This is a genomic window from Nocardioides immobilis (assembly GCF_003515065.1).
GTDB classification, from domain to species: domain Bacteria; phylum Actinomycetota; class Actinomycetes; order Propionibacteriales; family Nocardioidaceae; genus Nocardioides; species Nocardioides immobilis.
On sequence record NZ_QXGH01000015.1, the window covers coordinates 142,529 to 160,505 of the forward strand.

Annotated in this window: 19 protein-coding genes; 9 read left to right on the forward strand and 10 right to left on the reverse strand. The window is 71.3% G+C overall.

Translation table 11 applies throughout. The features are described 5' to 3' along the window. Positions 1 to 7 precede the first annotated feature (7 nt). Positions 8 to 1,372: a M16 family metallopeptidase gene (locus tag D0Z08_RS12045; RefSeq protein WP_245993898.1), complete on the forward strand. Its 1,365-nt coding sequence runs from the start codon at positions 8 to 10 to the stop codon at positions 1,370 to 1,372. Between the two features lie 20 nt (positions 1,373 to 1,392). Here D0Z08_RS12045 and D0Z08_RS12050 read toward each other — a convergent pair whose 3' ends face one another. After that, positions 1,393 to 1,911 (reverse strand): class I SAM-dependent methyltransferase, encoded by a 519-nt coding sequence (locus D0Z08_RS12050; protein WP_118925483.1) that lies wholly within the window; start codon positions 1,909 to 1,911, stop codon positions 1,393 to 1,395. An 80-nt stretch (positions 1,912 to 1,991) separates the two neighbouring features. On the opposite strand from D0Z08_RS12050, the gene dapB reads away from it, so the two are divergent. Then, positions 1,992 to 2,747, forward strand: a complete 756-nt coding sequence (gene dapB / locus D0Z08_RS12055; protein ID WP_245993899.1) for a 4-hydroxy-tetrahydrodipicolinate reductase — start codon at positions 1,992 to 1,994, stop codon at positions 2,745 to 2,747. A 140-nt stretch (positions 2,748 to 2,887) separates the two neighbouring features. Continuing rightward, complete coding sequence (locus tag D0Z08_RS12060; protein ID WP_118925484.1) at positions 2,888 to 4,528, forward strand: M4 family metallopeptidase; 1,641 nt, start codon at positions 2,888 to 2,890, stop codon at positions 4,526 to 4,528. Between the two features lie 88 nt (positions 4,529 to 4,616). Here the strand turns inward: D0Z08_RS12060 and D0Z08_RS12065 are convergent, their stop codons facing one another. Together D0Z08_RS12065 and D0Z08_RS12070 are read right to left on the reverse strand one after the other, a co-directional pair. Next, positions 4,617 to 5,858: a Fic family protein gene (locus D0Z08_RS12065; protein WP_118925485.1), complete on the reverse strand. Its 1,242-nt coding sequence runs from the start codon at positions 5,856 to 5,858 to the stop codon at positions 4,617 to 4,619. A gap of 102 nt (positions 5,859 to 5,960) precedes the next feature. Further along, entirely contained in the window at positions 5,961 to 6,503 is a 543-nt protein-coding gene (locus D0Z08_RS12070) for a GNAT family N-acetyltransferase (protein ID WP_118925486.1), read from the reverse strand. 49 nt (positions 6,504 to 6,552) lie between these two features. Between D0Z08_RS12070 and D0Z08_RS12075 the strand changes: the two genes are divergently transcribed. Continuing rightward, entirely contained in the window at positions 6,553 to 7,548 is a 996-nt protein-coding gene (locus tag D0Z08_RS12075) for an aldo/keto reductase family protein (protein ID WP_118925487.1), read from the forward strand. Here D0Z08_RS12075 and D0Z08_RS12080 read toward each other — a convergent pair. Together D0Z08_RS12080 and nadA are read right to left on the reverse strand one after the other, a co-directional pair. Further along, entirely contained in the window at positions 7,545 to 8,126 is a 582-nt protein-coding gene (locus D0Z08_RS12080) for a DUF3043 domain-containing protein (RefSeq protein WP_245993900.1), read from the reverse strand. The two genes, D0Z08_RS12075 and D0Z08_RS12080, sit on opposite strands and share 4 nt — an antisense overlap. Before the next feature lie 28 nt (positions 8,127 to 8,154). Then, complete coding sequence (gene nadA, locus D0Z08_RS12085) at positions 8,155 to 9,339, reverse strand: quinolinate synthase NadA (RefSeq protein ID WP_118925488.1); 1,185 nt, start codon at positions 9,337 to 9,339, stop codon at positions 8,155 to 8,157. Positions 9,340 to 9,361: 22 nt separating this feature from the next. On the opposite strand from nadA, the gene D0Z08_RS12090 reads away from it, so the two are divergent. After that, complete coding sequence (locus D0Z08_RS12090) at positions 9,362 to 11,530, forward strand: molybdopterin-containing oxidoreductase family protein (protein WP_118925562.1); 2,169 nt, start codon at positions 9,362 to 9,364, stop codon at positions 11,528 to 11,530. A gap of 7 nt (positions 11,531 to 11,537) precedes the next feature. Here the strand turns inward: D0Z08_RS12090 and D0Z08_RS32100 are convergent, their stop codons facing one another. Continuing rightward, positions 11,538 to 11,678, reverse strand: a complete 141-nt coding sequence (locus D0Z08_RS32100; RefSeq protein ID WP_182481277.1) for a hypothetical protein — start codon at positions 11,676 to 11,678, stop codon at positions 11,538 to 11,540. Next, positions 11,666 to 12,421 carry a GNAT family N-acetyltransferase gene (locus D0Z08_RS12095; protein WP_118925489.1) on the reverse strand — a complete coding sequence of 252 codons (756 nt, stop codon included), beginning with the start codon at positions 12,419 to 12,421 and terminating at the stop codon, positions 11,666 to 11,668. Before D0Z08_RS12095 ends, D0Z08_RS32100 begins: the two co-directional genes overlap by 13 nt. A gap of 34 nt (positions 12,422 to 12,455) precedes the next feature. Here D0Z08_RS12095 and D0Z08_RS12100 point away from each other — a divergent pair, with 34 nt between their 5' ends. From D0Z08_RS12100 to erpA, 3 genes are all read left to right on the forward strand, one after another. Beyond that, complete coding sequence (locus tag D0Z08_RS12100) at positions 12,456 to 13,541, forward strand: glycerate kinase family protein (protein WP_118925490.1); 1,086 nt, start codon at positions 12,456 to 12,458, stop codon at positions 13,539 to 13,541. 26 nt (positions 13,542 to 13,567) lie between these two features. After that, entirely contained in the window at positions 13,568 to 14,680 is a 1,113-nt protein-coding gene (locus D0Z08_RS12105) for an NAD(P)-dependent alcohol dehydrogenase (protein WP_245993901.1), read from the forward strand. A gap of 79 nt (positions 14,681 to 14,759) precedes the next feature. Further along, positions 14,760 to 15,206: an iron-sulfur cluster insertion protein ErpA gene (erpA, locus tag D0Z08_RS12110; protein WP_342772345.1), complete on the forward strand. Its 447-nt coding sequence runs from the start codon at positions 14,760 to 14,762 to the stop codon at positions 15,204 to 15,206. A gap of 96 nt (positions 15,207 to 15,302) precedes the next feature. Here erpA and D0Z08_RS12115 read toward each other — a convergent pair whose 3' ends face one another. Beyond that, positions 15,303 to 15,515 (reverse strand): hypothetical protein, encoded by a 213-nt coding sequence (locus D0Z08_RS12115; RefSeq protein WP_118925492.1) that lies wholly within the window; start codon positions 15,513 to 15,515, stop codon positions 15,303 to 15,305. A 121-nt stretch (positions 15,516 to 15,636) separates the two neighbouring features. Between D0Z08_RS12115 and D0Z08_RS12120 the strand changes: the two genes are divergently transcribed. Next, on the forward strand, positions 15,637 to 16,569 hold the full coding sequence (locus D0Z08_RS12120; protein ID WP_118925565.1) for a carbohydrate kinase family protein: 933 nt from the start codon (positions 15,637 to 15,639) through the stop codon (positions 16,567 to 16,569). On the opposite strand, the gene D0Z08_RS12125 is transcribed toward D0Z08_RS12120, so the two are convergent. Together D0Z08_RS12125 and D0Z08_RS12130 are read right to left on the reverse strand one after the other, a co-directional pair. Continuing rightward, a complete protein-coding gene (locus tag D0Z08_RS12125) occupies positions 16,562 to 16,789 on the reverse strand; it encodes a sulfurtransferase TusA family protein (RefSeq protein WP_118925493.1) in 228 nt (75 codons plus the stop codon). The two genes, D0Z08_RS12120 and D0Z08_RS12125, sit on opposite strands and share 8 nt — an antisense overlap. Then, positions 16,786 to 17,901, reverse strand: a complete 1,116-nt coding sequence (locus D0Z08_RS12130) for a cysteine desulfurase family protein (protein ID WP_118925564.1) — start codon at positions 17,899 to 17,901, stop codon at positions 16,786 to 16,788. Before D0Z08_RS12130 ends, D0Z08_RS12125 begins: the two co-directional genes overlap by 4 nt. Positions 17,902 to 17,977 lie beyond the last annotated feature (76 nt).

The following is a 17,977-nucleotide window of genomic DNA, read 5'->3' on the forward strand; positions in this document are numbered from 1 at the left end:
CACTTAAGTGATCAAGTCCGTCCCGACGGCCGGCCAGCGCACCGCTGGCCGGCCGTCGGCACTCCCGCGCACGGCCGGCCGCGCGTCGACCACCACGCTCGAGACGGTCCGTGACGCCGCCGGCCAGGTGACCTCGCGGGTACGCCGTACCGTCCTGCCCTCGGGCCTCCGGATCGTCACCGAGCAGATGGCCGGCGCCCGGTCGGCGTCCATCGGCGTCTGGATCGGCGTCGGCTCCCGTGACGAGACCACGACGACGCACGGTGCGTCCCACTTCCTCGAGCACCTGCTCTTCAAGGGCACCGACGAGCGCTCGGCACTCGACATCTCGATCGCGCTCGACGCCGTCGGTGGCGAGTTCAACGCGTTCACCGCCAAGGAGTACACCTGCTTCCACGCGCGGGTCCTCGGCGAGGACCTGCCGCTGGCGGTCGACGTGCTCGGCGACATGGTGACCGGGTCGGTGCTCGACACGCACGACGTCGACGCCGAGCGCGACGTGATCCTCGACGAGATCGCGATGCACGAGGACGACCCCGACGACGTCGTACAGAACCTGCTCGCTGACCTGGCGTGGGGGAGCGGGCCGCTCGGCCGCCCGATCGCCGGGACCACCGGCTCGATCGAGGCGATGACCCGGGCCCAGATCCAGCGCTTCTACCGCAAGCACTACCGCCCCGAGAACATGGTCGTGTCCGTGGCCGGCGCGGTCGACCACGGTGAGGTCGTCAAAGCGATCCGCCGCTCCTTCCACCGCCACGGCTTCCTCGACGGCGCCGCCGAGCCGATCGGCCCGCGGGCCGGTGGCCGACGTCCCCGGATCCACGGCCGTGAGGGCCGGATCTCCCGGCCGTTCGAGCAGGTCAACGTGGTGCTGGGCGCCGAGGGCCTGACGCGCGACGACGACCGCCGGTTCGCGCTCGGCGTCCTCAACACCGCGCTCGGCGGCGGGACGTCCAGCCGGCTGTTCCAGGAGGTGCGGGAGCACCGTGGCCTGGCCTACTCCGTCTACTCCTTCGCCACCCAGTACGCCGACTCCGGGCTGGTGGGCGTCGCCGTCGGCTGTCTGCCGGACCGGCTCGACGAGGTGCTCGAGGTGGTCCGGGTCGAGCTGTCGCGCATCGTCGCCCACGGCATCACCGCGGACGAGCTCGAGCGGGGCAAGGGCCAGCTGGTCGGCGGCCTGGTGCTCGGGCTCGAGGACAGCGCGTCCCGGATGATGCGGCTCGGCAAGGCCGAGCTCGTCTACGCCGAGGTGCTCGGCATCGACGAGGTGATGGACCGGATCAACGCCGTCACCCTCGAGGAGGTCCAGGAGGTCGCGACCCACGTCTTCGGCAGGCCTGAGCTCCTGGCCGTCGTCGGGCCGTAGGGCTCAGGTGGGCCTTCGACTCACCGGCGCCCGATGATGCCGACGACGGGCGGCTTGTCCGACGTCGCGATGTAGACGCGGAAGCCGCCCTCCGTCAGCGCCTCGGCGGACTTGGTGATGATCTCCGGCACCTGCTCGGGCCGGCTCGTGTCGAAGAACAGGTTGACGGAGCCACCCGGCAGCACCCGCTCGTGGAGCAGCGCGACCTCTTCCTTGCAGTCGCGCACCCAGAACAGGTTGACGTCGAACGCGAAGACCTTGGTCAGGCGCTTCACCGGCACCCGCAGGGTCGCCAGGTCGATCTGACGCACGGTCAGCTTCCCGGCCTCGATGTGCGCGGCGCACCGCTTCTTGGTGCGGTCGACGCCGGCCTCGGAGCGGTCGATGGCGAACATCCGGCCGCGGCCCTCGAGCCGTCGGCAGATCAGGTCCGCCGCCTGCCCCGAGCCGCACCCGATCTCGAGGACGTGGTCCTGGGGCTGCACGTCGATGAAGTCCACCGCCCAGCGGAGCCGGGCCGGGATCGTCTGCACCGCCATAGGGGTCAGCCTGCCAGAACCTACGGCCGAAGCGCGGGACCGACAGGGGTCCGAGACAGGGAGGCACTAGTTTGGAGGGCGTGGAGAGCAGTCAGATCCGGGTCGGCGTGCTGGGTGCCCGGGGCAAGGTCGGGTCCGAGGTGTGCACCGCCGTCGACGCAGCGGACGATCTGGCGCTGGTCGCCGAGGTCGACCAGGGCGACTCGATCGACACGCTGGTCGAGGCCGGCGCGCAGGTCGTCGTCGACTTCACCCATCCCGACGTCGTGATGGACAGCCTCGAGTTCTGCATCGATCACGGCATCCACGCGGTCGTCGGCACCACCGGCTTCGACCGCAACCGGCTCGACATCCTCGGCGACTGGCTCGGGAAGAGCCCGCAGACGGGCGTCCTGATCGCGCCGAACTTCTCGATCGGCGCGATCCTGATGATGCGCTTCGCCGCGCTGGCCGCCCCGTTCTACGAGTCGGTCGAGATCGTGGAGCTGCACCACCCCAACAAGGCGGACGCACCCAGCGGCACCGCGCGCCGTACGGCGGAGCTGGTCGCTGCAGCACGGCGCGACGCCGGCCGCGGACCCGTGCCCGACGCGACCTCCACCGGCCTCGACGGCGCGCGCGGGGCCGTGGTCGACGGCATCCATGTCCACGGTCTGCGGATCCGCGGGCTGGTCGCGCACCAGGAGGTGCTGCTCGGCGGGGTCGGCGAGACGCTCACCATCCGGCACGACTCGCTCGACCGGGTCTCCTTCACGCCGGGGGTCCTCACGGGCGTTCGCCAGATCGCCGACAACCCGGGTCTGACGGTCGGTCTCGAGCACTTCCTGGACCTGTAGGTCATCTGCCCTGGTTTGCAGGTTCCTGCGCTGCAGGAACCTGCAGGGACGGATTGCTGGCCGCACCGCTCCGGCGGTGCGACTCTCTGCACGCCCGGCGTAACTGTCGACGCCGGAACCCCCACGCAAGGAGCAGAACCGTGCAGAATCCAGGGCGCCGAACCCGGTCCCACCTGGCAGCGGTCACCGCCGCAGCCGCCGCGCTTGCCACGCTCACCCTCGGACTCCCGTCCGGTGCGTCCAGTGCACCCACGCCGGCCGCCAAGCCCGACGGCGACCGGGTCGCCGAGAAGGCGATCGCTGCGCTCCGCGACCACCCCCTGGTCGCCCGCGCGACCCGTGGTCAGGCCTTCTCCGCCACCGCTACGCTCCGCGACGCCGACGGCAGCACCCACGTGCGCGTGCAGCGCACCTTCCGCGGGCTCCCGGTCGTCGGCGGCGACCTCGTCGTCCACCAGGGTCCCGGTGCGGCGTGGGAGGGCGTCAGCCAGACGCTCTCCGCTCCTGTCCGGGTCTCGGTGCGCCCGACGGTCGGGCACATCCGGGCCGAGCGCGCCGTCACCGCCAAGGACCGGGTGACCCGGGAGATCCGCAAGGTCCGGGTCGAGGGCTCGCCGCGGCTCGTGGTCGACGCCATCGGTGGTGCGCCGCGACTCGCGTGGGAGTTCACCACCGGTGGCCGCTACGCGGACGGCACCCCGAGCCGGCTGCTCAGCTACGTCGACGCCCGCACCGGCGACATCATCCGGCGCGAGGAGCGGATCCAGACGACGGACGGGGAGGGCCAGTCGCTCTACAGCGGCACCGTCGACCTCGAGGTGACGCCGTCCGGGTGGTCGTACCAGCTCAAGGACCCGACCCGCGGCAACACCTACACGACCGACATGAACAACCGGACCGACAGCCTGTTCTGCACGCTGTTCGGCGTCGGCTGCTCCAACGGCACCCTCATCACCAGCACCGACACCTCGTTCGGCAACGGCTCGACCAGCAGCCGCGAGTCGGCAGGGGTCGACGCGCAGTACGGCACCAACGTCACCTGGGACTACTTCCAGCAGATCCACGGTCGCAACGGCATCTTCGGCAACGGCACCGGTTCCTTCAACCGGGTCCACTACGGCAACAAGTACGTCAACGCGTTCTGGGACGGCACCAAGATGACGTACGGCGACGGCGACGGCGTCTCCTTCGGCCCGCTGGTCTCGCTCGACGTGGCCGGGCACGAGATGTCCCATGGTGTCACCGAGAACACCGCCGGCCTGACGTACTCGGGTGAGTCCGGCGGCATCAACGAGGCCACGTCCGACATCTTCGGCACGATGGTCGAGTTCCACGCCTCCAACGGCGAGGACCCCGCTGACTACTACATCGGCGAGGAGTTCGACCTGGCGCAGCACGACGGCTTCCGGCGGATGGACAACCCGTCCCTCGACGGCAGCTCGCACTCCTGCTGGAGCACGACCACCAAGAACGTCGACGTGCACTACTCCTCGGGTGTCGGCAACCACTTCTTCTACCTGCTCGCCGAGGGCTCGGGTCCGAAGGACATCGGCGGCAAGGCCCACAACTCGCCGACCTGCAACGGGTCGACGGTCCTCGGCATCGGCCGCGCCGCGGCCGAGAAGATCTGGTTCCGGGCGCTCACGGTCTACATGACGTCGGGCACCACCTACGCGCAGGCGCGGGCCGCGACCCTGAACGCGGCGACCGACCTGTTCGGTGCGACCAGCACCCAGCGGGCCGCCGTCGCCACCGCGTGGAGCGCCGTCAACGTGAACTGACCTGCACCACCTGCCAGGGAGTGCGTCGGACCTTCGTCCGGCGCACTCCTTGCACGTCACGAGGCCGCCCGCGGGCGAGCAGACTCCTTCATTGCTCGGCCCGGCGCCACCGAGCCGACGGGGCAGCGCGGACCCCGATGCGGTCTTCCAGGTCACGCAGCTCGGTCATCACGTCGGCCGCGACCCAGATCCGGTTCCTGCCTCCGCCGGTGATCTCGTGAAGGACCCGGGCTTCCTCGAGCCGGTCGATGGCGTCATAGGTCCGCGCACGGGAGGACCCGGTGATGTCCTCGGCTCGGGCGATGTCGAGGATCGGGGCACGGAGCAGGCCGTCAACGAGCGTTCGCGGGGACGACCCTCGGCGCGCACGGACGAGGTCGTGCCAGCGGGCGGGGAGGTCGGCGAGGCGGTCGGCGGACTCGACGGAGGCGTCAGCAGCGGCGAGCGCGCTCTGAGCGACGTACTCGGTGATCGAGTCGGAATCGCCCTGGCGGTAGTCGCGAAGCCGGTCGAAGTACTCGTCCACGTCGGAGAGCATCGCTGCGGCGACCGGCACCGTGACGGAGATGGTGATCTGTCGGCGGCGTAGAGCGGCGCCGATGAGGCCGCGGCCGACGCGGCCGTTGCCGTCAGTGAACGGATGGATGGCCTCGAACTGGGCATGGACGATGGCGGCCTGGGAGATCGCGCTGAGGTCGTTGCGGTTGGCGAAGCTGATCAGGTCGGCCATGAGTGGGCCGACGTCTTCGGGCGGGGGCGGGACGTGGACGGCGCTGATGGGGCTGAAGTCGCTCCCGCCGATCCAGCTCTGCTGCTGGCGATAGCGCCCGGCCCAAGCGCCCTCGAGGCGGTCGTCGCGGAGGAGCGCGTGGTGGGCGTCGAGGATCGCCTGCTCGGTGAGGGGCGCTGCTTCATTGCAGGAGTCGGTGAGGGTGGTGAGGGCCTGACCGGCGGCGACGGTCCGGCGCGCTTTGTCGCTGGCCTCCTCGCCGAGGCTGGCCCGGGCAATGTCGTCCATGTCGGCGTAGATGTGCTCGATCTTGGACGAAGCGACGGCTTCAGTGCGTACGAGAAGCTCTCCCAGTCCGCGGAGGTGCTCAGCTCGGGATTCGAGGGCGCTGATGCGTTGAGCTGCTGCTTCGCACGCTGCCGTGGTTTCGGGGGCGACGTCGACGCGATGGTTGGCGATTCGGGCGGGGATCTCGACGGAGATGGCGGAGAGGATCCGCTCGCGTTGGTGGGGACGGGAGCCGTCGAGGCCGCGTTGGTCGGGATTGGTGCGCCATGGGCGCTGTTCGACGGCCGCTGCCGGCCACGCGGAGTCGGCCATGGCGCCTCCTTTGGTAACTGAAACCTCTGCCCACCACAGTATCAGTTACTGCGGTAACCGATATTAAGATCCTCGCTGAGTATCGGTTACCACCGACGACGATCAGGCGATCGCGGTGTGGAGCCGCACCTGCTTGACAGTGCCGGCGCCGGTCTCGTCGGCGAGCTCGCGGCTGGCTCCGTCGGGCGCCCAGCCGGCGCCCGACAGGAACGCGCGGGCGTCGTCGTCGGTGCTGTCGATCCAGCACGCGACCCGGGTGAAGCCGTCGGCCAGCAAGGTGTCGACCGCTGCCTGCAGCAGTCGCGACCCATGCCCCTGCCGGAGGTGACCGGGGTCGACGGTGAACTCGCCCAGCTCGCCGTCGACGACCGGGTCGGCGTCAGGGTCGGTGGCCGGGCCGGTCAGGACGAACCCGACCACGAGGTTCCGCTCGAGCGCAACGAGTGCCCGGTGGCGCGCCTCCGGGGGGCGGGCGAGGGACTGCTCCCACGCGGCGGCATGCGTCTCAGGATCGAGGCCGCGCTCGGCCAGCAGCTGCGGCAGAAGCGCGTCGTACCGCTGCTGCCAGGCGCGGAGCTGGACGGAGGCGATGCCGGCGGCGTCCTGGGACCAGGCGACGCGGACAGAGACGTCGGCGGTCGGCATGCCCTCATCCTCGCAGGGCCCTTTCGGCAGCGTGGATAGGGTCGGCGACATGGAGATCCGCAACCTCGGAGCGAGCGGCCTGAAGATCTCGGCCATCGCCTACGGCAACTGGCTCACCCATGGCTCCCAGGTCGAGGAGGAGTCCGCGCTCGCGTGCGTCCGGCAGGCGCTCGACGAGGGCATCACGACCTTCGACACCGCCGACGTCTATGCCAACACCGCGGCCGAGAGCGTCCTCGGCAAGGCGCTCGCGGGGGAGCGCCGCGAGGGCCTGGAGATCTTCACCAAGGTCTTCTGGCCGACCGGCCCGGGCGCCCACAACGACAAGGGCCTGTCCCGCAAGCACATCCTGGAGTCGATCGACGGCTCGCTGCGTCGGCTGGGCACCGACTACGTGGACCTCTACCAGGCGCACCGCTACGACCACGGCACGCCGCTGGAGGAGACGATGGTGGCGTTCGCCGACGTCGTCCGCTCCGGGAAGGCGCTCTACATCGGCGTCTCGGAGTGGCGGGCCGAGGAGATCCGGGCGGCTGCGGAGCTGGCGCGCGAGCTGCGGGTGCCGCTGGTGTCGAACCAGCCGCAGTACTCCCTGCTCTGGCGGGTCATCGAGCCCGAGGTCGTCCCGGCCTGCCGTGAGCTCGGGATCGGGCAGATCGTGTGGTCGCCGATCGCCCAGGGCGTGCTGACCGGCAAGTACCTCCCCGGTCAGGCACCGCCGGCCGGGTCCCGCGCGACCGACGACAAGGGCGGCGCCGACATGATCTCGCGCTGGCTCGAGGACGACGTCCTGGAGCGGGTGCAGCAGCTGCGCCCGATCGCCGACGGGGTCGGGCTCAGCCTGGCTCAGCTGGCGGTCGCCTGGGTGCTGCAGAACGACAACGTCTCCGCCGCGATCATCGGCGCCTCACGGCCCGAGCAGGTCACCGAGAACGTCAAGGCGGCCGGGGTCGAGCTCGACGAGGCGACGCTCCGTGACATCGACGAGGTGGTCGGGCCGGTCGTCACCTCGGACCCGGCGCTGACGAAGTCCCCGAGGCTCTAGCGGTATTCCTCGGGGAGGTCCTGGCCGATCTTGACCTTCGCCTTGGGCATCCGCATGAACTTCATCTGCAGCGACCGCATCACGGCGTAGTAGGTCGTGCCCTTGAGGGGCTCGCCGGGGAACCGTCGGGCGAGCTCCTTGCGGAGCCGGAACCGCAGCAGCACCAGGTCGACGATGACGAACAGGAAGGTTGCCATCATCACCAGCGACGAGGCGCCGACAGCCGCGGTGTACTGCAGGATCATGGTGATGATCAGCAGCGGGATCAGCATCTCCACGATGCTGAACCGGCGGTCGACGTAGTCGCGGATGAAGCGTCGTACCGGCCCCTTGTCGCGGGGGAAGAGGTACTTCTCCTCCCCGGTCTTCATCGCCTCGCGGATCTTGCGGCTGTCCTCAGTGCGCACCTGGCGCTGCCGGGCGGCGAGCTCCTTGCGGGTGCGCGGCGCGCGCGCCTTGGCCTTGGCGAGGGCCTCGGCCTCCTTGCGCTTGGGCGTGGGACGACCCTTCCCGTCCGGCTTGTACGGGACGAGCTCCGTGGTCTCGGACTCGGACTTGGTACGGCGGAACACGCTCATCGCCCTCGTTTTCGGCACAGGTTGCTGGTCAGTCTCGGTGGCTCTTGCCCGGCAGGTCGAGCATCCGCTGCAGCGCGACGAGCGCCTCCCGCTCGGTCTGGGGGTCGACCTCGATCCGGTTGACGACGACGCCCTCGACCAGCGACTCCATCGCCCACACGAAGTGGGGGAGGTCGATCCGGTTCATCGTCGAGCAGTAGCAGACGTTGCGGTCGAGGAAGACGATGTTCTTGTCCGGGTGGGCGTTGGCCAGCCGCTGCACCAGGTTGAGCTCGGTGCCGATCGCCCAGCTGGAGCCGGCCGGCGCCGCCTCGATGGTCTTGATGATGTACTCGGTCGACCCGACGAAGTCGGCCTTGAGCACGACCTCGTGCTGGCACTCCGGGTGCACGATCACGTTGAGGTCGGAGATCTTCGCCCGCAGGTCGTCGATGACGTCGGCCGAGAAGCGCCCGTGCACGGAGCAGTGGCCCTTCCAGAGGATCATCTTCGCGGCGCGGAGCTCCTCGACGGTCAGCCCGCCGTTCGGCTTGTGCGGGTTCCAGACGACGCAGTCGTCGAGGCTCAGGCCCAGCTTGAGGACCGCCGTGTTGCGGCCGAGGTGCTGGTCGGGGAAGAAGAGGACCTTGGTGTCCGGGTTGTCGGGCCCCTTCTGCTCGAAGGCCCAGTCGAGGGCGACCTCGGCATTGGACGAGGTGCACACCACGCCGCCGTTGCGGCCGCAGAACGCCTTGATGGCGGCGGTGGAGTTCATGTAGGTCACCGGCACGACCTGGTGCTGGACGCCGGCGGCGGCCAGCGCCTCCCAGGCGGTCTCGACCTGCGCGATCCGCGCCATGTCGGCCATGGAGCAGCCGGCGGCGAGGTCGGGGAGGATCACCTGCTGGTGCGGGCCGGTCAGGATGTCGGCCGACTCGGCCATGAAGTGCACCCCGCAGAACACGATGTACTCGGCCTCCGGGCGCGCGGCGGCGTCACGGGCCAGCTTGAACGAGTCGCCGGTCACGTCGGCGAACTGGATCACCTCGTCGCGCTGGTAGTGGTGCCCGAGCACGAAGACCTTGTCGCCGAGCGCTTCCTTGGCGGCCCGGGCCCGTGCGACGAGGTCGGGGTCGGAGGCCGCGGGCAGGTCGCCCGGGCACTCGACACCGCGCTCCGAGAGCTGGTCGGTGCCGCGGCCGAGCGGTAGCAGCGGGAGGTCGACGGTGGTCATGCACCAATCCTACGGTGGGGTCATGTCGGTCGAGACCAAGGTCACTTACTGCAGGATCTGTGAGCCGCTGTGCGGGCTCGTCGCCACGGTCGAGGACGGCACGGTCACCCAGCTGCGCCCCGACTCCGAGCACCCCTTGTCGCGGGGCCAGGCATGTCCCAAGGGGATCGCCTTCGTCGACATCCAGAACGACCCCGACCGGGTGCTCCACCCGCTCAAGCGCAACGAGCAGGGGGAGTTCGAGCGCGTGTCGTGGGAGTCGGCGCTGGACGACATCGTGGCACGGCTCCGCGCCCTCCCGCGCGACTCGATCGGCGGCTACCTGGGCAACCCGCCGGCGTTCTCCTACTCCCACGCCACCTGGTTCGCGGCGTTCATGCGCGCACTCGGGACCAAGCACACCTACAGCGCCGGCAGCCAGGACATCAACAGCCGGTTCGCGGCGAGCGCCCTGCTGTACGGCAGCGTCACCCAGCTGCCGTTCCCCGACCTGCCCCGCACCGACTTCCTGCTGATGCTCGGCGCCAACCCGCTGGTGTCCCACGGCAGCGCCCTCAACGCGCCGCGGATCAAGGACCAGCTCAACGGCATCGCCAAGCGCGGTGGCCGGGTGGTCGTGGTCGACCCGCGGCGCACCGAGACGGCGCGCGCCTACGAGCACGTCCCGGTGCGGCCCGACTCGGACGCCTGGCTGCTGCTCTCGATGCTGCACGTGATCTTCGCCGACGGCCTCGCCGACGAGGCCGCGATCCGCGAGCAGACCGTCGGCGTCGACGCCGTACGGCGCGCAGCCGCGCAGCACCCCCCGGAGGAGACCGAGGCGCGGACGGGTGTCCCCGCCGACGTCGTACGACGCCTCGCGCGGGACTTCGCGACCGCTCCCAGCGCGACGGCGTACGGCCGCACGGGATCCTGCCTCGGCCGGCACGCGACGGTGGTGGGAGCGCTGATCGACGTCCTCGCGATCGTCACCGGCAACCTGGACCGGGCCGGCGGCACGCTGTTCTCCCGCGGGGTGATCCCGATCGAGGAGCTGGCCGAGCGGGCCGGCCTGGCGACGTACGCCACGGACCGTTCGCGGCTGGGTGGCTTCGTCGACGTGCTCGGCAGCTACCCGGCCGTGCTGATGGCCGACGAGATCACGACGCCCGGCAAGGGGCAGCTGCGCGCGCTGTTCGTCAGTGCCGGCAACCCGGTGCTCTCGGTGCCCAACGGCCCGAAGCTCGCCGAGGCGCTGCCCCAGCTGGAGCTGATGGTGTCGCTGGACCTCTACGTCAACGACACCAACCGGTACGCCGACTACATCCTGCCGGCCACGACCTGGCTCGAGCGCGAGGACTTCCCGATCGCGGTCGCGTCGGCCGCTCCGACCCCGTTCTTCCAGGTCGCCGAGCCCGTCGTGCCGCCGCGTGGCGAGGCCCGGCAGGAATGGGCCGTGTACGACGAGATCGCGACCCGCATCGGGGTCGAGCCGCTCGGCGTCGGCCTGCTGCAGAAGCTGGCACCGCTCACGACCCGGCTGCCGGTCCGCGCCAACCCTCGCTTCCTCTTCGAGCTGCTGCTGCGGATCGGCCCGCACGGCGACCGGTTCGGGCTGCGTCGTGGCGGCATCAACGCCCGCAAGCTGCGCGCGCTGCCGCACGGCGTCGTGCTCGACGAGTACGCCGCGACCGGCCTGCGCAAGCACGCCGTCCGCCACCGCGGCCACCGGGTGCGCCTCGACCCGCCGGCTCTCGTCGAGGAGCTGGCCCGGCTGGGCGACCGGCACGACGAGGACCCCGACTACCCGCTCCGCCTCATCGGGCTGCGCGAGCAGCGCTCGCACAACTCCTGGATGCACAACAGCCCGAGCCTGATGAAGGGCGCCGGGCGCAAGCACCAGGCGCGCATCAACCCCGCCGACGCGGACGCGGCCGGTGTCCTCGACGGGGCGATTGTCCGGATCCGCTCCCGGTTCGGCGAGATCGAGACCCTCGCGCTGGTGACCGACGACGTCGGCCCCGGCACGGTCGCCGTCCCGCACGGTTGGGGCCACGTGGGCGGAGGTTGGGAGCTGGCCAACAAGTCCGGCGGCGCCAACAGCAACCGGCTCGCGTCGAGCGAGCTCGGCGACGTCGAGCGGCTCGGCGGCATGGCCCACCTCAACGGCATCGCCGTCGCGATCGAGGCCGTGGCGCCAGCCGCTCTCTAGGTGCTGGCTACAGCAGCGCCCCGTTGTGGATGTACGGCGCCGGCGGCGCCATGCCGCGCACGCCGAGGTAGCCCGTCTGGCCGAGCGTGAGGCCCGCGGTCAGCCCCACGTCGATCGCCCACTGGTTCGCCGCCGTCAGGTGCGGCACCAGGTAGTCCGTGCCCTGCCCGCGCCGGCCAGGCACGCCCAGAGCAGCGCCCGCGCGGTCGCGTCGTCGGTCGCCGCGAGCACGGCGAGCCGGGCGCCGTCGGTGTAGGCGAACCCGTGCCCGGTTGCCGTCTCGGCCACCAACGGCCGGGCCATCTCCGCCAGCGCGGCGTGATCGGGACCGTGTCCGCCGCCGCGGAGCCGCCGGGCGAGAGCATCCATCATCGGGACGTCGCCGGGCCGGCTCTCGCGGACGCCGTCGACGACGGGCAGTCGCGCGCGGTCCACCGCCCCGCGCAGCAGCATCTGGGGGTGGAAGGCGAACCCGGCCCGCCAGTACCGCCGGATCGCCCGCGGGTCGACCGAGGCCGACAGCATCCCGGTGGCGCAGTGGGCGCCGTACGCGTCGGCCGCCTCCAGCAGTCGCGCGCCGACGCCCTGGCCCTGCAGGCCGGGGCGGACGGCGTACGTCGCCAGGCACCAGACCTGCTCGCGGACGAACGACGTCGCGAAGCCGACCACGCCGGAGCCGTCCTCCGCTACCCAGCAGCCGCCGGGATCGTGCTCGAGGAAGCCGCGGGTGCGGGAGATCCAGCTCGCCGAGAGAGCCGGCGTACGACGCTCCGGCTCGGGCCAGTCGCGGGGGAGGGTCCGCCGGTCCAGCTCGAAGAACGCCTCGTCGCTGATCTGCTCCGCGGCCGGCACATCGGCGTCGCGCATCGGGCGGATCAGCACCTCGGTCACCCGAGGAACCTATGACTTGGGCAGGATGGCGCGCATGCGGATATTGGTGGCGCCGGACAAGTTCACCGGGACGCTGAGCGCGGTCGAGGCCGCGGAGGCGATCGCCACGGGCTGGCGGCGGCAGGCGCCCGACGACGAGATCGACCTGGCGCCGATGTCGGACGGCGGCCCGGGGTTCGTCGACGTCCTCAACGCGGTCCTCGGCGGCGAGCTGCTCGTCGAGCCGGTCTCCGGCCCGTTCGGCGAGACGGTGCCCGCGACCGTCCTGCTCGTCGGCGACACCGCGTACGTCGAGAGCGCGCAGGCGTGCGGGGCCCAGCTGACCGGGGGTGAGCGGGCCGAGCACGCCGCCACCGCCGGGGTCGGTGAGCTCGTCGCCGCGGCGATCGACGCGGGTGCCCGCACCGTGGTCGTCGGCCTCGGGGGGAGCGGCACGAACGACGGGGGCGCCGGGATGCTGGGCGCGCTGGGTGCCACGGCCGACGTACCCCTGGACCGCGGCGTGCTCGGCATCAACGGGGTGCGGCACGTCGACCTCGAACCCGCGCGGGGGCGCACGACCGGGGTCCGCCTGGTCGCCGCCACGGACGTCGACAGCCCGCTGACCGGGCTGTTCGGAGCGACCCGGACCTTCGGTGCGCAGAAGGGGATCGCGGAGGAGCGGATGCCGCTCCTGGACGGTGTCCTCGAGGGGTTCGCCGCCGTCACCGACTTCCGCACGTCGCTCGAGAAGGGCGCGGGTGCGGCCGGTGGGCTCGGCTTCGGGCTGTTCCTCCTCGGCGCCGAGCGGGCGGCCGGGATCGAGCTGGTCGCGCAGGCGGTCGGGCTCGCGGATCGCGCACGGCAGGCGGACCTGGTCATCACGGGCGAAGGTGCCTTCGACTACAGCAGCCGGGCCGGGAAGGTGCCAGCCGGAGTCGCGGCTGTCGCCTCCGACGCCCTCCGGCCCTGCGTCGCGCTCGCCGGCCAGGTCCTCGTCGGGTCGCGCGAGATGCGGGCGCTCGGGATGGACGCGGCGTACTCACTCGTCGACCTCGTGGGGCAGGAGCAGGCCATGGCCGACGCGGCGGGCTCGCTGGCCCTGCTCGCGCAGCGGGTCGCGCGCACCTGGTCGCGCTAAACGAGAACGTGTTCTAGATTTGCCCTGTGCAGACAACCGTTCTCCTGGCCGAGGCGCCGTTCACCGGCGCCGACCACCCGTTCACCTTCGCCGACGTCGAGATCGACGACCCGCGGCCCGACGAAGTGCTGGTCCGGGTGGTGGCGACCGGGCTGTGCCACACCGACCTGACGGTGCCGACGATGCTGCCGGCCGAGATGTTCCCGACGGTGATGGGGCACGAGGGCACCGGTGTCGTCGAAGCCGTCGGCGCCGATGTCCGGGGGATCGAGGTGGGGGACCACGTCGTGATGAGCTTCCGGTCCTGCCGTGGCTGTGGCCCGTGCGAGGCGGGTGACGTCGGCTACTGCGAGCAGCACATCCTGCTCAACTACATGGGCATGCGTCCGGACGGCTCCACCACGATGCGCCGCGGTGAGCAGGCCGTGTTCGGGTCGTTCTTCGGGCAGTCCAGCTTCGCCCGGCACGCCCTGGCGTACGCCGACAACTGCGTCGTCGTGCCGAAGCACCTCGACCTCGCGCTCCTGGCGCCGTTCGGCTGCGGTTTCCAGACGGGCGCCGGCACGGTGCTCAACGTGCTGCGCCCGACGGCCGCCGAGAGCCTTGTCGTCTTCGGCGCGGGAGCGGTCGGCCTCGCGGCCGTCGCTGCCGCGTGCGGCGCCGGCGCCGGGACCGTCGTCGCCGTCGACCCGGTGGCGTCGCGCCGCGAGCTCGCCGAGTGGTACGGCGCCCGCGCGCTCGACCCGGCTGCCGGCCCGGATCCCGGCAGCGTGGTCGACCGGGTCAAGGAGCTGACGGGCGGTGGGGCGTCGTACGCGATCGACACGACGGCGCTGCCGGCGGTCGTCCAGCAGGCGCAGCACTCACTGCGCTCCCGCGGGACGCTCGTCGCCCTCGGGCTGGGCGCGCCGGAGTACCCGATCGACGCGATCGACCTGCTGCAGTCGGGCAAGATCGTGCGGTCCTCGGTCGAGGGTGACGCCGATCCGCAGCTGATGATCCCCGAGTTGGTCCGCAGGCGGTCGGAGGGCGCGTTCGACGTCGACCACCTGGTGGCGACGTACCCCTTCGAGCGGATCGCGGACGCGATCGCGGACACGACCGCGGGCAAGGTGGTCAAGGCCGTTCTGACCTGGTGACGACGACAACATGGGGAATAACCAAGGATGTGGGACCATTGAGGCTGTCGTAACGACCCGAGACTCACCTGGAGAAAGCATGAGCGACCAGTGCGGTTGCGGCGGCCACGGCCACAGCCACGAGGCCCCCGCAGCGACCACGTCCACCGCGACCACGTCTACCGCGACCGTTGCCGCCCCTGTCATCGTCGACCGTCGCGAGGACCAGATCAACCTCAGCCCGGTGGCCGCTGCCAAGGTCAAGAGCCTCCTCGAGCAGGAGGGTCGCGACGACCTGTCGCTGCGGATCTCCGTGCAGCCCGGTGGCTGCAGCGGCCTTCGCTACCAGCTCTTCTTCGACGAGCGCAGCCTCGACGGTGACGTCGTCACCGACTTCGACGGTGTTGCCGTGGTCGTCGACCGGATGAGCGTCCCCTACCTCAACGGCGCGATGATCGACTTCGTCGACTCGATCGAGAAGCAGGGCTTCACGATCGACAACCCCAACGCGACCGGCTCGTGCGCCTGTGGAGACAGCTTCCACTGACGCCGAAGTGTCGAGGTTGGTCCCTCGAAATGTCACGAAGCGCCGACCTCGCGGTCGGCGCTTCGTCATTTCGAGGGACCAACCTCGACACTTCGGCTAGTCCAGATGCAAATGGAGCGCGTTGGCCAGCCGCTGGGCGGCCTCCGAGATCCGGATGTCCTTCTTCTGGACCTCGCGGGGGAACTCGTCGAAGTGGATGCTCGGCGGGGTCTGGACGACCTTGCGCGCGACGTGGGCCAATCGGCCGTTGACCGCCTCGCAGTCGGCACGCAGCTGAGCAGGCGTCTCGATCTCCTCGTAGGGGGTCATGCCAGCGACGCTAGGCGCTACTGACAGGTAGACCCAGCCATACCGGCCGGTAGTGTTCCGTGTCGTGACTGCACCCACTGGCTCGCTGCTGATCGCGGGCTCCATCGCCACCGACCACCTGATGACCTTCGAGGGCAAGTTCTCCGACTCGTTGGTCGTCGACCAGCTCGACAAGCTGTCGGTGAGCTTCCTCGTCAACGACCTCGAGGTACGCCGCGGCGGCTGCGCCGGCAACATCTCGTTCGGGCTCGGCGTGCTGGGCGTCCGCCCGGTGCTGGTCGGCGCGGTGGGCGAGGACTTCGCGGAGTACCGGTCGTGGCTGGAGCGGCACGGGGTCATCTGCGACCACATCCACGTGTCGCCGACCCGCCACACGGCCCGCTTCGTCTGCACCAACGACTCGACGCACGCGCAGATCGCGTCGTTCTACCCGGGTGCGATGAGCGAGGCCCGCGAGATCGAGCTCAAGCCGATCGTCGACGCGGTCGGGGAGCCGGCGTACGTCCTGATCGGGCCCGACGACCCCGAGGGCATGCTGCGCCACACCGAGGAGTGCCGTCAGCGCGGCTACACGTTCGTCGCCGACCCGTCGCAGCAGCTGGCCTTCGGCGACGGCGACCTGATCCGTCAGCTGATCGACGGCGCGGACATCCTGATCACCAACGAGTACGAGTCCCACGTCATCGAGAAGAAGACCGGCTGGACCGCGACCGACGTGGAGGCGCGGGTCGGCCTGCAGGTCACGACGCTCGGCGCGGACGGCGTCCGGATCTCCGGCACCGACCAGCCGCTGATCGAGGTGCGCGCGGCCAAGGACGTCACGCCCGTCGAGCCGACCGGTGTCGGCGACGCCTTCCGGGCCGGCTTCCTCGCCGCGCTCGGCTGGGGTCTGGAGCTCGAGCGTGCCGCTCAGGTGGGCTGCGTGCTGGCGGCGTACGTCGTCGAGACCGTCGGCCCGCAGGAGTACTCCTTCACTCCAGCTCAGTTCGTGTCCAGGCTCCGGGAGTCGTACGGCGACGGCCCGGCCGACGAGGTCGCACAGTTCGTCAGCTGAGCCGCCGGACCACGTAGCGCGGGACGCCGTCGTCGGCGGTCTCCTCCCCGACGTACTCCTGGCCGCGCATGCGGCACCAGGCCGGTACGTCGTGCCGGGCTGCCGGGTCGTCGGCGACGACGGCCAGCACGTCGCCGACGGCGATCCCGGGCAGCGCCTTGGCCAGCTCGATGATCGGACCGGGGCAGACCCGGCCGCGGCAGTCGATCTCGGCGGTCATGTCCCGATCCCCGCGCGGATGTCGGTGACGACCGCGGTCAGGGCGGCGCAGAAGCCCTCGACCTCGTCGTCGGTGGTGTCGGCGCGCAGCGAGACGCGGACGTTGCCGTGGGTGAGGGCGCCCATCGCGGCCAGGACGTGGCTCGGCTCGAGCGTCGACGCGGTGCAGGCCGAGCCGCTGGCCACGCCGAAGCCGCGCCGGTCGAGACCGGCCACGAGCTCGTCACCGCTCACGTAGAGGCACGAGAACGTGATCAGGTGGGGGAGCCGGTCGACCGGGTCGCCGACCACCTCGGTGTCGGGGAGAGCGCCCGCACAGGCCCGGATCCGGTCGACCTGGGCGTGCTGGCGGGCCGCGGTCTCGTCGCGCTCGGCGAGCACCGCCTGGAGAGCGGCCGCCGCCGCGAGCGCTCCCGGCACCCAGGTGCTGCCGCTGAGCTGGTCGAGCCCGTCGTCACCGGGGAACGGCGTGGTCCACCGCGCCGACCGTCGTACGGCGAGCACGCCCACGCCGCCCGGACCACCCCACTTGTGCGCCGACGCCGCCAGCGCGGACCACCGGGTGGGCAGCGGAAGCCGGCCCACCGAGGCGGCCGCGTCGACGAACAGGGGTACGTCGTCCGGGAGATCGAGCGCGTCGACCGGCTGGACCGTGCCCACCTCCTGGTTGGCGGCCTGCAGGGCGACCACCGCGACCCCGGGCCGGCGCGCCGCGTCGGCCATCGCCGCCAGATCCACCCGGCCGGCGGCGTCGACCGGCACCGACTGATGGGCGGGGGAGTCCTGCCAGCCGACCGCCTGCAGGACCGCCGAGTGCTCGACGGCGCTGTGCACGACGCCCTCGCCGGACCGGGCACGGGCCAGGCCGAGCAGCCCGCGGTGGACGGCGTCCGTGCCGGAGGCCGCGAACCCGATCTCGTCGGCCCGCGCGCCGATGCACTCGGCCACGACGGCGCGCGCGTTGTCGAGGAGCAGCCGCGCGTCGCGCCCGGCTCGATGGAGCCGCCGGGGGTCGGCGTACCCCCGATCGAGCGCTGCGAGCAGCGTCTCCCGGGCCGCCGGATGGAGGGGCTCGGCCGACGCCGTGTCGAGGTAGCCACGTGCGCTGGTCACGTTCACCAATCTAGTGGTGCCACGTTTCAGACCCTGCGGTCTCCGGACGGCCCGGGTCCGCTAATGTTCGCAGGAG

Excerpts from the sequence above, each read along its gene's own strand:
- D0Z08_RS12080 (WP_245993900.1), bottom strand. The coding sequence starts at position 8,126 with ATGAGCGTGTTCCGCCGTACCAAGTCCGAGTCCGAGACCACGGAGCTC.
- D0Z08_RS12065 (WP_118925485.1), bottom strand. The coding sequence starts at position 5,858 with ATGGCCGACTCCGCGTGGCCGGCAGCGGCCGTCGAACAGCGCCCATGG.
- D0Z08_RS12050 (WP_118925483.1), bottom strand. The coding sequence starts at position 1,911 with ATGGCGGTGCAGACGATCCCGGCCCGGCTCCGCTGGGCGGTGGACTTC.
- D0Z08_RS12115 (WP_118925492.1), bottom strand. The coding sequence starts at position 15,515 with ATGACCCCCTACGAGGAGATCGAGACGCCTGCTCAGCTGCGTGCCGAC.
- erpA (WP_342772345.1), top strand. The coding sequence starts at position 14,760 with ATGAGCGACCAGTGCGGTTGCGGCGGCCACGGCCACAGCCACGAGGCC.
- D0Z08_RS12120 (WP_118925565.1), top strand. The coding sequence starts at position 15,637 with ATGACCTTCGAGGGCAAGTTCTCCGACTCGTTGGTCGTCGACCAGCTC.
- D0Z08_RS12075 (WP_118925487.1), top strand. The coding sequence starts at position 6,553 with ATGGAGATCCGCAACCTCGGAGCGAGCGGCCTGAAGATCTCGGCCATC.
- D0Z08_RS12090 (WP_118925562.1), top strand. The coding sequence starts at position 9,362 with ATGTCGGTCGAGACCAAGGTCACTTACTGCAGGATCTGTGAGCCGCTG.
- D0Z08_RS12100 (WP_118925490.1), top strand. The coding sequence starts at position 12,456 with ATGCGGATATTGGTGGCGCCGGACAAGTTCACCGGGACGCTGAGCGCG.
- nadA (WP_118925488.1), bottom strand. The coding sequence starts at position 9,339 with ATGACCACCGTCGACCTCCCGCTGCTACCGCTCGGCCGCGGCACCGAC.
- D0Z08_RS12070 (WP_118925486.1), bottom strand. The coding sequence starts at position 6,503 with ATGCCGACCGCCGACGTCTCTGTCCGCGTCGCCTGGTCCCAGGACGCC.
- D0Z08_RS12125 (WP_118925493.1), bottom strand. The coding sequence starts at position 16,789 with ATGACCGCCGAGATCGACTGCCGCGGCCGGGTCTGCCCCGGTCCGATC.